This window comes from Xiashengella succiniciproducens, assembly GCF_023674465.1.
GTDB lineage: Bacteria > Bacteroidota > Bacteroidia > Bacteroidales > Marinilabiliaceae > Geofilum > Geofilum succiniciproducens.
The window spans coordinates 222549-235848 of sequence record NZ_CP098400.1 but is presented as its reverse complement, the minus strand read 5'-3'; the positions used below and the strand labels follow the sequence as shown (position 1 = coordinate 235848).

12 protein-coding genes are annotated in these 13300 nt (G+C 44.8%); 10 read left to right on the top strand and 2 right to left on the bottom strand.

Going from position 1 to position 13300, the window contains the following annotated elements; genetic code table 11:
- The 3 genes from M9189_RS01010 to rimM all read left to right on the top strand — a co-directional run bounded on the left by M9189_RS01010 (position 1) and on the right by rimM (position 2513).
- On the top strand, positions 1-1233 hold the full coding sequence (locus M9189_RS01010) for a nucleoside recognition domain-containing protein (RefSeq protein ID WP_250724049.1): 1233 nt from the start codon (positions 1-3) through the stop codon (positions 1231-1233).
- 123 nt (positions 1234-1356) lie between these two features.
- The gene (locus M9189_RS01005) at positions 1357-1908 is read left to right on the top strand and encodes a 30S ribosomal protein S16 (protein WP_250724048.1); all 552 of its coding nucleotides are present in this window, start codon (positions 1357-1359) and stop codon (positions 1906-1908) included.
- A gap of 71 nt (positions 1909-1979) precedes the next feature.
- A complete protein-coding gene (gene rimM / locus M9189_RS01000) occupies positions 1980-2513 on the top strand; it encodes a ribosome maturation factor RimM (protein ID WP_250724047.1) in 534 nt (177 codons plus the stop codon).
- Here the strand turns inward: rimM and M9189_RS00995 are convergent.
- The gene (locus M9189_RS00995; RefSeq protein ID WP_250724046.1) at positions 2491-2937 is read right to left on the bottom strand and encodes an acyl-CoA thioesterase; all 447 of its coding nucleotides are present in this window, start codon (positions 2935-2937) and stop codon (positions 2491-2493) included. The genes rimM and M9189_RS00995 overlap by 23 nt on opposite strands.
- A 35-nt stretch (positions 2938-2972) precedes the next feature.
- The gene (locus tag M9189_RS00990) at positions 2973-3779 is read right to left on the bottom strand and encodes a 2,3,4,5-tetrahydropyridine-2,6-dicarboxylate N-succinyltransferase (protein ID WP_250724045.1); all 807 of its coding nucleotides are present in this window, start codon (positions 3777-3779) and stop codon (positions 2973-2975) included.
- A 573-nt stretch (positions 3780-4352) separates the two neighbouring features.
- Between M9189_RS00990 and ilvD the strand changes: the two genes are divergently transcribed.
- From ilvD to leuD, 7 genes are all read left to right on the top strand, one after another.
- Positions 4353-6194: a dihydroxy-acid dehydratase gene (ilvD, locus tag M9189_RS00985; RefSeq protein WP_250724044.1), complete on the top strand. Its 1842-nt coding sequence runs from the start codon at positions 4353-4355 to the stop codon at positions 6192-6194.
- A gap of 36 nt (positions 6195-6230) precedes the next feature.
- Entirely contained in the window at positions 6231-7964 is a 1734-nt protein-coding gene (gene ilvB / locus M9189_RS00980; protein ID WP_250724043.1) for a biosynthetic-type acetolactate synthase large subunit, read from the top strand.
- Positions 7965-8000: 36 nt separating this feature from the next.
- A complete protein-coding gene (gene ilvN / locus M9189_RS00975) occupies positions 8001-8549 on the top strand; it encodes an acetolactate synthase small subunit (protein ID WP_250724042.1) in 549 nt (182 codons plus the stop codon).
- Positions 8550-8583: 34 nt separating this feature from the next.
- Positions 8584-9630 (top strand): ketol-acid reductoisomerase, encoded by a 1047-nt coding sequence (ilvC, locus tag M9189_RS00970; RefSeq protein ID WP_250724041.1) that lies wholly within the window; start codon positions 8584-8586, stop codon positions 9628-9630.
- A gap of 97 nt (positions 9631-9727) precedes the next feature.
- A complete protein-coding gene (locus tag M9189_RS00965) occupies positions 9728-11224 on the top strand; it encodes a 2-isopropylmalate synthase (protein WP_250724040.1) in 1497 nt (498 codons plus the stop codon).
- Positions 11225-11266: 42 nt separating this feature from the next.
- Complete coding sequence (gene leuC / locus M9189_RS00960; protein ID WP_250724039.1) at positions 11267-12667, top strand: 3-isopropylmalate dehydratase large subunit; 1401 nt, start codon at positions 11267-11269, stop codon at positions 12665-12667.
- A gap of 31 nt (positions 12668-12698) precedes the next feature.
- Positions 12699-13295, top strand: coding sequence for a 3-isopropylmalate dehydratase small subunit (leuD, locus tag M9189_RS00955; protein WP_250724038.1), 597 nt, complete (start codon positions 12699-12701; stop codon positions 13293-13295).
- Positions 13296-13300: the final 5 nt, after the last annotated feature.

Here is a 13300-nt window from a genome sequence, read left to right as displayed (position 1 = left end):
ATGGTACTTAACTATATTTGGATAGCGTTTTTTGTGGTTGCCTTTATTGTAGCACTTGTAAGGCTTATTGTCTTTCAGGACTATGAAGTTTTTCCCGAACTGGTTAACTCGACGTTTGACTATGCCCGTATAGGATTTGAGACATCCCTGGGACTGACCGGAGTACTTACTCTCTGGTTGGGCTTTATGAAGATTGCCGAAAAGGGAGGCATGGTATCCCTGATGTCAAAAGCTATCGGCCCTCTGTTCAGCCGTTTGTTTCCCTCCCTCCCCAAGAACCACCCTGCCTACGGTTCGATGATGATGAACTTTGCAGCTAATATGCTGGGCCTTGATAATGCCGCTACTCCAATGGGACTCAAGGCCATGGATGAGATGCAGAATGTAAATCCTCAAAAAGACAGGGCTTCAGATGCCCAGATTATGTTTCTTGTGCTCAACACCTCAGGGCTTACCATTATACCAATATCCATAATGGTGTACAGAGCACAGCTGGGGGCTGCCAACCCTGCCGATATTTTCCTGCCTATAATGCTTGCAACCTTCTTTTCTACTATGGCAGGCCTTATTTCAGTGGCTATTGTGCAGCGTATCAAACTGCATGATCCGGTAGTATTGGCCTATCTGGGTGGAGCAAGTGCCCTGGTGGGCGCCTTGTTGTGGGGACTCTCAAGACTTGACGGGGATCAGCTCAGGACCGTATCATTACTGACGGCAAACCTGATGCTTTTTGCCTTTATTATTGTCTTTATTGTCAGGGCCTTAATCAAGAAGATCAATGTCTATGAAGCCTTTATCGAAGGAGGCAAGGAAGGCTTTGGAGTTGCAATAAAGATTATCCCCTATCTGATTGCAATACTTGTAGGAATAGGGGTGTTCAGGGCTTCCGGGGCTATGGACTTTCTTATTGACGGTATTGCCTGGGTGATAGCTCAGCTTGGTATTGACACCCGCTTTGTGGATGCGCTGCCCACCGCACTGATGAAACCATTGAGCGGTAGTGGTGCCAGGGGAATGATGATAGATACGATGAACGCCTTCGGGGCTGATTCATTTGCAGGACGCCTTGCCTGCATAATGCAGGGCTCGACTGAGACAACCTTTTATGTTCTGGCATTGTATTTCGGCTCTGTTGGAATAAAGAATACAAGATACGCACTGCCATGTGGCCTTCTGGCCGACCTGGCAGGGATAATAGCTGCAATACTGATAGGCTATATGTTTTTCGGATAAGCAGGGCATAAGATTGTAGATGAGGGCCTTTACTTTTTTGGGTAAATCATTTCATATTAAAATTAAAGAGCCTATATTTGCGCACGCTTAAAACGTAGGTTGTATAATTGTAATTATTAAAACATGTCTGTAAAAATTAGATTAACAAGACGCGGACGTAAAGGTTATGCTTTCTACCACATAGTGGTAGCAGATAGCAGGGCGCCACGGGATGGCAGGTATATTGAAAGGATAGGTTCTTACAATCCTAACACTAATCCTGCTACTATCGAAGTCGATATCGATAAGGCCTTGAAGTGGATAAACAATGGTGCTCAACCTACAGATACTGCCCGCTCACTTCTCAGCGCAAAAGGTGTCTTGATGAAAAAACACCTGCTTGAAGGAGTAAAGAAAGGTGCATTTGACGAAGCTGAAGCAGAACGTCGCTTCCAACTTTGGTTGGACGAAAAGGCTGCAAAGGCTCAGGCAAAGAAAGAACAGCTAGACAGCAAAAAGTCGCAAGCTGAAAAAGAAAAGCTAGCACAGGAAGCTAAGGTCAACGCAGCAAGAGCTGAAAAGATCGCTAAGAAAAAAGCAGAACAAGCTGCTGAAGTTGCCGAAGAGGCTGCTTCTGAAGAAGCTACTGAAGCTCCTGCTGAAAGCCCCGCATCAGAAGAACCTCAGGCTGAATAATTCAGTCTCAATTTCTTCCATAAAGAGCCTATCTGTATTTCAGATAGGCTTTTTTTATTACTTTTGATTTTATGATCGACAAATCAGACCTTGTTAATATCGGTACCTTAGCCAGGCCACATGGCGTTGGTGGAGAGGTATTGCTCAGGCTTCAACCTGCATTGACAGGCTATGAGCCGGATCCTGACTATATTTTCATTGATCTTATGGGAGGTCTGATCCCTTTAGAAGTCTATTCTCTCAGATATAAAAACGAGCAGGAGCTACTGCTCCTGCTCGATACAATAGATTCGGAAGAAAAAGCCCGTCGTTTGCAGGGCTCCGATGTTTTTATTGATCCCGAACAACTTGGCGAGGCTCCCGATGAAGGGGATTTTTCGCTAGCTGACCTAATCGGCCTATCGGTATATGACCGCACTGCGGGTTTTATCGGAATCGTTACTGGCATTGAGGAAATCAGCAATAACCCCATTGCCTACATTGATCATAATGGTTCGGAAGTCATGCTTCCTGTTCACAAAGATCTGATCTCCAACATCGACCTTGAAAAACAAATCATGAAGATCGATGCTCCCGAGGGACTTATCGAATTAAATACTGACTGAGGCGCCCCTTCTCCATCCTGTTGAAGGCTTCACGCCAGTCCTCAGGTATCACCATCCCTGTCTGTGTTTCCTTGTTAAAACCGGCCATTACCGATTCACAAGTAGCCGTAGGCTGGGTCTCTCCATCTCTTACAAGCCATTGTACCATACTGATGCTCTTGGTGCCTATCTTGGAAACCATGGTATAGACATGAATTGAGTCATCAGGCATAGTTTGCTTGTAAAAATCTGTCTTGTTGGATACGATCAGAAGGTGACGACCATCTTTCCACAACTTGTCCCCGCCAAGTGCATCCTTCAAATAGTGCACTCGACCGATATCAAAATATTCCTGAATAATTGTGTTGTTTACATGTCCAAAGCCGTCAGCATCGTTAAATCTGATCTGTATCCCTGTGACGTGGTAAAAATCTTCAAGTACCATTACGAAAATTAAAAATTAAACATGCTCCTCTTATCTCACACTGCCACCCCAAAATCCCTCAAAGCATGATTGAGTGAAGTCTTCAGGTCAGTTGATTCTTTTCTTTGTCCTATTATTAACGCAGCAGGAACCTGATATTCACCTGCGGGGAACTTCTTAGTATAGGTTCCTGGTATTACCACTGAGCGAGGTGGCACAAAACCCTTGTATTCTATCGGTTCACTACCGCTTACATCAATAATCTTTGTGGATCCTGTAAGTACTACATTGGCGCCCAGAACTGCTTCCTTGCCAATGCGGCAACCTTCTACTATAATGCAACGGGAACCTATAAAAGCACCATCCTCTACAATAACAGGCGAAGCCTGAACTGGTTCAAGCACACCACCAAGTCCTACTCCCCCGCTAAGATGAACATGCTTGCCAACCTGGGCGCAACTGCCCACTGTGGCCCATGTATCTACCATGGTACCCTCATCCACATAGGCTCCGATATTCAGATAGGAAGGCATTAAGACTACACCCCTTGCCACATAGGCTCCATAACGGGCTACAGCATGAGGAACAACCCTAACACCCAACTCCTTATAATTACGCTTTAAAGCCATCTTGTCATGAAACTCAAAAGGGCCAATCTCTATTGTTTGCATTTCCTGCATAGGAAAGTACAGAATCACGGCCTTCTTGATCCATTCATTGACCTTCCAGCCTTCAGCAAGGGGCTCAGCAACCCTGAGTTTACCCTTATCAAGTAATTCTATTACCTCCCTGATAGCTTCACGACTTTCAGAACGTGACAGAAGACTTCTGTCTTCCCATACTCTTTCAATAATTTCCTGCATACAACTTTGTTTTAAGGTTATCTATTGCCCCATAATAGTTCACCTTATTAATTAGTCCGGGTAAAAATAAAGTATATTGATTATCACCAAGTAGCCCGGAAGCAAATAAATTGTTAAAATATTCTAAGTTAAGGCAAAGATGCCGGAAGACGGATGAAAATCCATATTGATATAATAGAATATTTGTCAGATAAGGATGAAAAAATATGAATACTCAGCGGAATATTTGAATATTTATGCTTTTTATTTAGTAATTCGCTGCTTGAAAGCCTCATTTTTAGAAAAATGTTAGTTTTAAGCGAAGTTTTTTGTGATAATTGTTTGCAATAATGACAAAATTCATAAATTTGCACTGTTACCAAACGAAAATAACCAAGGAAACTGACATGACTAATTTTGCATCTCTAATTCTCATTCTCGTGGTCATTATTCTCGTGAACCTTAGTCACTAGAGAAGTGAGATTGGTATGTAAAAAGTTATAATAAATAAAGAACTTAAAAGACCCCTCTCACTTGTTGGTGAGAGGGGTTTCTGTTATAAAGACATTATATATAATAAAAGGCACTTTTGTAATGAAGATAGCATTAAGAAGTAATACCACAACACAGGGACGCAGAATGGCCGGTGCCAGGAGCCTGTGGCGTGCCAATGGCATGAAAGACGAACAGATGGGTAAGCCCCTGATTGCAATAGTCAACTCTTTCACACAATTTGTTCCCGGGCACGCACACCTACACAACATTGGCCAGGAAATTAAGCAATTAATTGAGAAACAGGGTTGCTTCGCAGCAGAGTTTAATACAATTGCAGTGGATGACGGTATTGCAATGGGCCACGATGGTATGTTGTATTCACTGCCATCCCGTGATATAATAGCGGACAGCGTTGAATACATGGTTAATGCCCACCAGGCCGATGCAATGATATGCATTAGCAACTGCGATAAGATCACTCCAGGTATGCTGATGGCTGCAATGCGGATTAATATTCCTACCATTTTTGTATCCGGCGGTCCTATGGAAGCCGGCAAAAGCAATGGACGTTCACTCGACCTTGTCGACTCAATGGTAGCTGCTGCAGATGATGGTATATCAGATGATGAAGTCCTTGCAATTGAACAGAATGCATGTCCTACCTGCGGTTCATGTTCGGGTATGTTTACCGCCAACTCGATGAACTGTCTTAATGAAGCCATCGGTTTGGCACTGCCAGGCAATGGAACCATCGTTGCGACTCACGTAAACCGCAAAGGACTCTTCAAACAGGCTGCAAATCAAATAGTAAAACTTGCATATAGGTATTATGGTGACGGAGACACCTCTGTCCTTCCTCGCAATATTGCTACCCGCAGCGCATTTATGAATGCGATGACCCTGGATATTGCTATGGGAGGCTCAACCAACACCGTACTTCACCTGTTGGCTATAGCCCACGAGGCCGGTGTTGACTTCACATTGAAAGATATAGATCAGTTGTCCCGCAAAATACCGGTACTTTGTAAAGTAGCTCCTAATCATGAGCAATATCACATCGAAGATGTGAACCGCGCAGGAGGTATCCTAAATATTCTTGCGGAACTTGCCCGTGGAGGTCTGATAGATACTTCAGTGAGACGTCTCGACTATCCTACACTTGCAGATGCTATAGCTGAATACGATATTACAAAGAGAAATATCTCTGAAAAAGCTCTTGAGGTATACAGCAGTGCTCCGGGCGGATTCTTCAACCTGCAACTCGGATCTCAGAAAGCAAAATATAGCAACCTTGACCTAGACAGGCAAAAAGGCTGTATCAGGGATATAGAGCATGCATATTTCAAAGATGGCGGACTTGCCGTCTTATATGGCAACCTAGCACCTGCCGGATCAATTGTAAAAACTGCAGGTGTTGATCCATCAATATTCCACTTCAGGGGACCTGCAAGAGTTTGCGAATCACAGGATGAGGCCTGTGATGCAATCCTTTCAGGCAGAATAGCTGAAGGAGATGTAGTAATAATCAGATATGAAGGACCCAAAGGAGGACCGGGAATGCAGGAGATGCTCTATCCTACCTCTTACCTGAAATCACGTAACCTTGGCAAAAAATGCGCCCTGATTACTGACGGAAGGTTTTCTGGGGGAACTTCCGGACTCTCAATAGGGCACGTATCTCCTGAAGCAGCTTCAGGAGGTCCCATTGCATTAGTTGAGGATGGCGATATCATTGATATTGACATCCCCAATAGGAGCATGAACATCCTGATAAGTGACGAGGAATTACAGAACCGTTTGGCAAGAGAAAGTGCAAAAGGTAAGGACGCTTTCAAACCAAAACAGAGAAATCGTGTTATTTCCAAAGCACTTAGGGCATATGCAGGTATGGTGACTTCAGCCGATCGCGGCGCAGTAAGAATCCTCCCTGATGAAGTATAATAATTAGCAAGTACAACCACCTTTAAGCAATATGCTATGGACACACTATCCAAAACAGCGATCAAGAAAGACATCCAGACACCAGTTAGAATTACGGGATCGGAAGCCGTTGTAAGATCGCTACTGAATGAGGGCGTTGACCTCATCTTCGGCTATCCAGGAGGAGCAATCATGCCGGTTTATGATGCTCTGTACAAGGTTCAAAAGGAGTTGCACCACGTATTGGTAAGACATGAACAAGGTGCGATTCATGCAGCTCAGGGCTATGCTCGTGTAACAGGTAAGGTGGGTGTGGCAATTGTGACATCCGGACCAGGCGCAACAAATGCAGTTACCGGTATTGCTGATGCTATGATAGACTCAACTCCGCTTGTTGTAATCAGCGGTCAGGTAGCCTCCGGCCTGCTTGGTACAGATGCCTTTCAGGAAACTGACGTGGTTGGTGTCACTCTTCCAATCACAAAATGGAATTATCAGGTGAAAAAGGCTGAAGATATACCCTATGCCATTGCCAGAGCATTCTATATTGCACGCAGTGGCCGTCCGGGACCAGTGCTGATTGACATAACCAAGGATGCTCAATTTGCCAGCCTTGACTATGTATATAATCCAATACATTATATACGCTCATACACTCCGGTGCCAGATGTCAATCTGGATCAGATCAAGGAAGCTGCAAGGCTTATCAATCTGTCCAAAAAACCATTGGCCCTTATCGGTCAGGGTATTATCCTGGGTAATGCAGAACAGGAACTAAGGGAATTTCTCGAAAAAACAGGTATTCCCGCAGCATGGACCCTTTTGGGTCTTTCAGCCCTGCCTTCCGATCACCCGCTTAATGTGGGTATGCTAGGTATGCATGGTAATTACGGTCCAAATATCAAGACTAATGAGGCTGACCTTATCATAGCAATAGGTATGAGGTTTGACGACAGAGTTACCGGTGATTTGAAATCCTATGCCAAAAATGCCAAGGTAATCCACCTTGAAATAGATGAGGCAGAGATAAATAAGAACGTTCATGCCGACGCTCCGGTAATTGGAAACGTCAAGGATACCCTGCCGCTATTGACTGCTTCTGTTAGTCCCAACTCCTTCCCGGAATGGGTTGAAGAATTCAGGGCCTGCTACAGGATTGAATACGACAGAATCATTAAGAGTCAGCTAAATCCCGCCAAAGAGGGTCTGACTATGGGTGAAGTAGTTAACAAGGTTTCAGAGGCATGTAACCATGATGCAGTTATCGTTACCGACGTTGGCCAGCACCAGATGATGGCAAGCCGATATTTCAAGTTCAAACAGACTAGGAGCGTTGTAACATCAGGTGGACTTGGAACCATGGGCTTCGGTCTGCCGGCAGCAATGGGAGCCAAACTGGGTGCGCCCGACAGGGAAGTGGTACTTTTCGTTGGTGACGGTGGATTCCAGATGACCGTCCAGGAACTGGGAACTATTCATCAGACCAAGATACCTGTCAAGATAGTTCTCCTCAACAATAATTTCCTTGGCATGGTACGTCAGTGGCAGGAATTGTTCTTCGACAGTCGTTATTCGTTTACCGAACTTATAAATCCGGACTTCCAGACCTTGGCAAAGGCATACAGCATCGAAACAGTCAAGGTCACAAAACGGGAAGACCTGGATGATGCTATCAAACAAATGGTGAACCATGACGGAGCATTTCTGTTAGAAGTTGTGGTTGAGCAAGAAGGTAATGTATTCCCAATGGTACCTTCCGGAGCTTCTGTGTCGGACATCCGATTGGAGTAGTAGTCTATTAAAGTATTAACGCTCACAACTATGCGCATGAAACAGGAATTCACAATAACAGTCTTTTCGGAAAACCAGGTTGGGGTCCTTACTCAGATCACGAATGTGTTTACCCGACGTAATCTCAACATCGAAAGTTTGACAACATCTATGTCAGCAGTACCGGGTGTGCACAAGTTTACTATCGTAGTTTTTGCAACGCATGACGAGATAGAAATTGTCAGAAACCAGATCGAGAAAAGGATAGATGTCATTAAAGCCTTTGTGTTGACCGAAGATGAAATAATTCATCAGGAAGTAGCCCTCTATAAGGTGCCCACCAAAGCCTTGCTTAGCGGCAATGAGATTGAAAGTCTGGTGAGAAAATATGGTGCCCGTATTCTGGAAGTAACCGAGGAATATACGGTAATTGAAAAGACCGGTCACCAGAATGAGACTCAGGAACTATTTGATAAAATGGACAAATATGGAGTTCTGCAATTTACCCGCTCAGGACGTATTGCTGTTACCAAATCAAAGAATGAGTTCCTTGACAACTACCTGAAGACTATAGAACAAAAACAAAAAGGATTATCAGCTAACTAAGTACAACCATATCATTATCTAATACTCAATTACTATGGCTAAAATCAATTTCGGAGGAACCGAAGAGAATGTTGTTACAAGAGAAGAATTCCCATTGGAAAAAGCACGTCAGGTGCTTAAAGACGAAGTAATCGCCGTAATCGGTTATGGAGTTCAGGGGCCCGGCCAGGCACTAAACCTGAAAGACAATGGATTCAATGTTATCGTTGGTCAACGTAAAGATTCCAAGACCTGGGACAAGGCCGTTGCAGACGGCTGGGTACCTGGCAAAACCCTTTTCCCTATTGAAGAAGCTCTGGAAAAAGGAACCATCATTCAATACCTTCTTTCTGATGCAGGTCAGATCAGTGTTTGGCCAACAGTTAAGAAGTACCTAACCCCAGGTAAAGCACTTTACTTTTCACACGGATTCGGTATTACATATAAAGAACGTACAGGAATAATTCCTCCCGCTGGTGTGGATGTAATCCTTATTGCTCCAAAAGGTTCAGGAACAAGCCTACGACGTATGTTCCTCCAGGGTAGAGGCCTCAACTCAAGCTATGCTATCTTCCAGGACGCCACAGGAAAAGCTAAGGAAAGAGTTGTTGCCCTCGGTATTGGTGTAGGTAGCGGTTACCTTTTTGAAACTACCTTCCAACGCGAAGTGTACAGCGACCTAACTGGTGAACGCGGAACCCTGATGGGTGCAATACAGGGGATCTTTGCTGCTCAATATGAAGTACTTCGCAAAAAAGGACATACTCCATCTGAAGCCTTCAACGAAACAGTAGAAGAGCTGACTCAAAGTCTTATGCCTTTAGTAGCTGAAAACGGTATGGACTGGATGTATGCAAACTGCTCTACTACTGCTCAACGCGGTGCTCTTGACTGGTGGAAGAAATTCCGCGATGCTACCCTTCCCGTATTCAATGAACTTTATGAAGAAGTTGAAAAAGGAAACGAAGCACAACGTTCAATTGATTCCAACAGCCAACCCGACTACCGTGCAAAACTTGAACAAGAACTGAAAGAACTGCGCGAATCGGAAATGTGGCAGGCCGGTGCTGTAGTTAGAAAACTGCGCCCCGAAAACAATTAAGCTAATCTTACCTATATCAGATCAGCTCTCCCTCTCGGGAGAGCTGCCCTGATTATCAAAACAAACCCCGGATATCACCGGACCAAAATTCAGAGAAATGAGTACCAGAATATATATTTTCGATACTACACTCAGAGACGGCGAACAAGTGCCCGGCTGCCAGTTGAATACAATTGAGAAAATAGAAGTAGCCAGACAACTTGAAAAACTAGGCGTGGATGTCATAGAAGCCGGTTTCCCGGTCTCCAGTCCCGGTGACTTCAATTCGGTGGTGGAGATCTCCAAGGCTGTCTCCAATCCTACTATCTGCGCCCTGACCCGTGCAGTAAAAAAAGACATTGAGGTAGCTGCCGACGCACTGAAGCATGCAAAAAGAGGACGAATTCATACAGGAATAGGAACTTCAAGCTATCACATCTATAATAAGCTGAATTCAAACCCTGAAGAGATAATCGAAAGGGCTGTTGAAGCAGTCAAATATGCCCGGAAGTTTGTTGATGATGTTGAGTTTTATGCAGAAGACGCAGGTCGTTCTGACAATGAATACCTGGCCCGTGTAATCGAAGCAGTTATCAATGCAGGTGCAACTGTTGTCAATATTCCTGATACCACTGGTTACTGTCTGGCTCAGGATTACGGAACAAAGATTGCCTACCTGGTCAACAATGTACCCAACATCGACAAGGCCATTATTTCTACCCACTGCCACAATGACCTTGGTATGGCTACAGCCAACACCATGGCAGGTATCCTGAACGGCGCCCGTCAGGTAGAGGTCACCATGAACGGTATCGGTGAAAGGGCCGGTAACACCTCTCTCGAGGAAGTTGTAATGACCCTCAAATGCCATAAATACCTGGGCTATGAAACAGGTATCGATACCACCCAGATCATGAAGACCAGCAATCTTGTATCTACACTGATGCGGATGCCGGTCCAGCCCAACAAAGCCATAGTAGGACGCAATGCCTTTGCTCACTCCTCGGGTATCCATCAGGACGGAGTATTAAAGAACCGTGAGAACTACGAGATTATCGACCCTGTAGAAGTCGGAGTCAAGGAATCCTCTATAGTGCTTACTGCCCGTAGTGGACGAGCAGCACTCAAACACAGGCTCAGTGTTCTTGGCTATGAGCTTGAACCTCGTGATCTTGACGCAGTCTATAATAAGTTCCTGGAACTTGCTGACAGGAAAAAAGATATTTCAGATGAAGACCTGGAAGTACTTGTAGGTCGTAACAAAAATGATGAGCCAAAACCGCTTGAGCTTGTTTCTCTGCAAGTTGTTTGTGGTAAATCAACAATACCAACTGCAACTGTTCAGGTCTCATTCAATGGTGATGTATTCACCGAAACTGCTTCTGGCAACGGTCCTATTGACGCAGCCTTTACAGCAGTCAAAGCACTTGTAAAACGCAGGGTACGCCTTGAGGAGTTCCTTATTCAGGCCATTACCCGCGGTAGCGACGACCTTGGTAAGGTTCATGTCCGTATCGAACACAAGGGTGACACCTATTACGGATTTGCAGCCAACACCGACATTGTAACTGCTTCTGTTGAAGCATTCCTCGATGCACTGGGGAAAATTCGTTAGTAAAAAATAAAGTAAAATAGTAACCACTAAAACTTAAGCACCTTGGCTGGAAAAACACTTTTCGACAAAATCTGGGAAAAACACGTAGTGGATAACATTGAAGGAGGTCCCAGCGTACTTTACATCGATCGCCACATGATACATGAGGTAACTAGTCCTCAGGCGTTCGCAGGTTTAAAAGCAAGAGGGATAAAGGTGCGCCGTCCCGACAGGACGGTTGCAACAGCTGACCACAATATCCCGACTCTTGATCAACACCTGCCTATTCAGGATGAACTCAGCCGTTTCCAGGTTAACAAACTAAAGGAAAACTGCGCTGAATACAACGTACCTCTGTACGGGTTGAACCACCCATACAACGGTATTGTTCACGTAATTGGTCCCGAACTTGGTCTCACCCAACCGGGAATGACAATAGTATGTGGTGACAGTCACACCTCCACTCATGGGGCCTTTGGTAGCATTGCCTTCGGTATAGGTACCAGCGAAGTGGAAATGGTACTGGCAACCCAGTGTCTGATGCAGTCCCGTCCAAAGACAATGAGGATAAATATTGAAGGACAACTCAGACCAGGAGTTGTAGCCAAAGACATCGTACTGTACATTATCTCAAAGCTTACCACAGGTGGTGGAACAGGATACTTTGTTGAGTTTGCCGGTTCTGCAATACGCAGCCTCTCTATGGAAGGCCGTATGACTATATGTAATATGAGTATTGAGATGGGTGCCCGCGGAGGTATGATAGCCCCCGACGAAACCACTATCGAATATGTTAAAGGTCGTGAGTTTGCTCCCAAGGGTAAAGACTGGGACCGATGCGTCGAAGAATGGCGTAAACTGCCCAGCGATCCTGATGCTAAGTTTGATAAGGAACTGACCTTTGATGCAGCTGATATCGAACCGATGATTACATATGGAACAAATCCTGGTATGGGTATCGGAATTACCAAGCATATACCAAAGGTAGATGACCTTGATAAAGCTTCACAAACAAGCTTCGTCAAGTCTCTGGAGTATATGAACTTCAATCCGGGAGAGCCTATGCTGGGCAAGAAAGTTGACTACGTCTTCGTGGGAAGCTGTACCAACGGTCGTATCGAAGACCTCAGGGCTTTTGCCAACTTCATCAAGGGCAAGAAAAAAGCTGAGCATGTTACTGCATGGGTAGTACCCGGTAGTAAGCAGGTTGAACAACAGGCAATCCAGGAAGGCATCCGTGATATCCTCGAAGCTGCAGGTGTTAAAATGCGTCAACCCGGATGTTCCGCTTGCCTTGCCATGAATGACGACAAAATACCTGAGGGTAAATATGCTGTATCGACATCCAACAGAAATTTTGAAGGAAGACAGGGGCCCGGTGCCAGAACCATGCTTGCTAGTCCGCTGACTGCTGCAGCAACCTTAATTACAGGGGTGGTAACTGACCCGCGCACTATGCTTTAATTTTTCTTTCAACCTTAAACATTTCATACTGATGCCAAGAGAGAAATTCGTAACACTGGAAACTACGGCTGTTCCACTGCCGATAGAAAACATAGATACCGACCAGATAATCCCTGCTCGTTTTCTTAAAGCTACCACCCGCGAGGGATTTGGTGACAACCTGTTCCGCGACTGGCGCTATGACAAGGATGGCAATCCTAAGGCTGACTTTGTACTCAACAACCCAAAATATTCGGGAGAGGTACTGGTAGCTGGTAAAAACTTCGGTAGCGGATCAAGCCGAGAACACGCAGCCTGGGCTGTTGCAGGCTATGGTTTCAAAGCCGTGATATCAAGTTTCTTTGCCGATATCTTCAAGAATAATGCACTCAACAATGGTGTACTACCAGTTCAGATCAGCGAAGAGTTTCTTGCAAAACTCTTCGAGGCAATCGATGCCAATCCAAAGGTTGTTGTCAAAGTTGACCTTGAAAATCAAACTGTATCTGTCCCTTCCTTAGGCATTTCAGAGAAGTTTGATATCAATCCATATAAGAAAAAGTGCCTTATCAACGGATATGACGATATAGATTATCTGCTGAGTATCAAGGACAAAATCGAAGAGTTTGAAGCAGAACACTCAAAATAGTTTTT

What these genes read in the sequence shown, in the direction of transcription:
- M9189_RS01010 (WP_250724049.1), top strand. Translation starts at nt 1, where the DNA reads ATGGTACTTAACTATATTTGGATAGCGTTTTTTGTGGTTGCCTTTATT.
- M9189_RS01005 (WP_250724048.1), top strand. Translation starts at nt 1,357, where the DNA reads ATGTCTGTAAAAATTAGATTAACAAGACGCGGACGTAAAGGTTATGCT.
- rimM (WP_250724047.1), top strand. Translation starts at nt 1,980, where the DNA reads ATGATCGACAAATCAGACCTTGTTAATATCGGTACCTTAGCCAGGCCA.
- M9189_RS00995 (WP_250724046.1), bottom strand. Translation starts at nt 2,937, where the DNA reads ATGGTACTTGAAGATTTTTACCACGTCACAGGGATACAGATCAGATTT.
- M9189_RS00990 (WP_250724045.1), bottom strand. Translation starts at nt 3,779, where the DNA reads ATGCAGGAAATTATTGAAAGAGTATGGGAAGACAGAAGTCTTCTGTCA.
- ilvD (WP_250724044.1), top strand. Translation starts at nt 4,353, where the DNA reads ATGAAGATAGCATTAAGAAGTAATACCACAACACAGGGACGCAGAATG.
- ilvB (WP_250724043.1), top strand. Translation starts at nt 6,231, where the DNA reads ATGGACACACTATCCAAAACAGCGATCAAGAAAGACATCCAGACACCA.
- ilvN (WP_250724042.1), top strand. Translation starts at nt 8,001, where the DNA reads ATGAAACAGGAATTCACAATAACAGTCTTTTCGGAAAACCAGGTTGGG.
- ilvC (WP_250724041.1), top strand. Translation starts at nt 8,584, where the DNA reads ATGGCTAAAATCAATTTCGGAGGAACCGAAGAGAATGTTGTTACAAGA.
- M9189_RS00965 (WP_250724040.1), top strand. Translation starts at nt 9,728, where the DNA reads ATGAGTACCAGAATATATATTTTCGATACTACACTCAGAGACGGCGAA.
- leuD (WP_250724038.1), top strand. Translation starts at nt 12,699, where the DNA reads ATGCCAAGAGAGAAATTCGTAACACTGGAAACTACGGCTGTTCCACTG.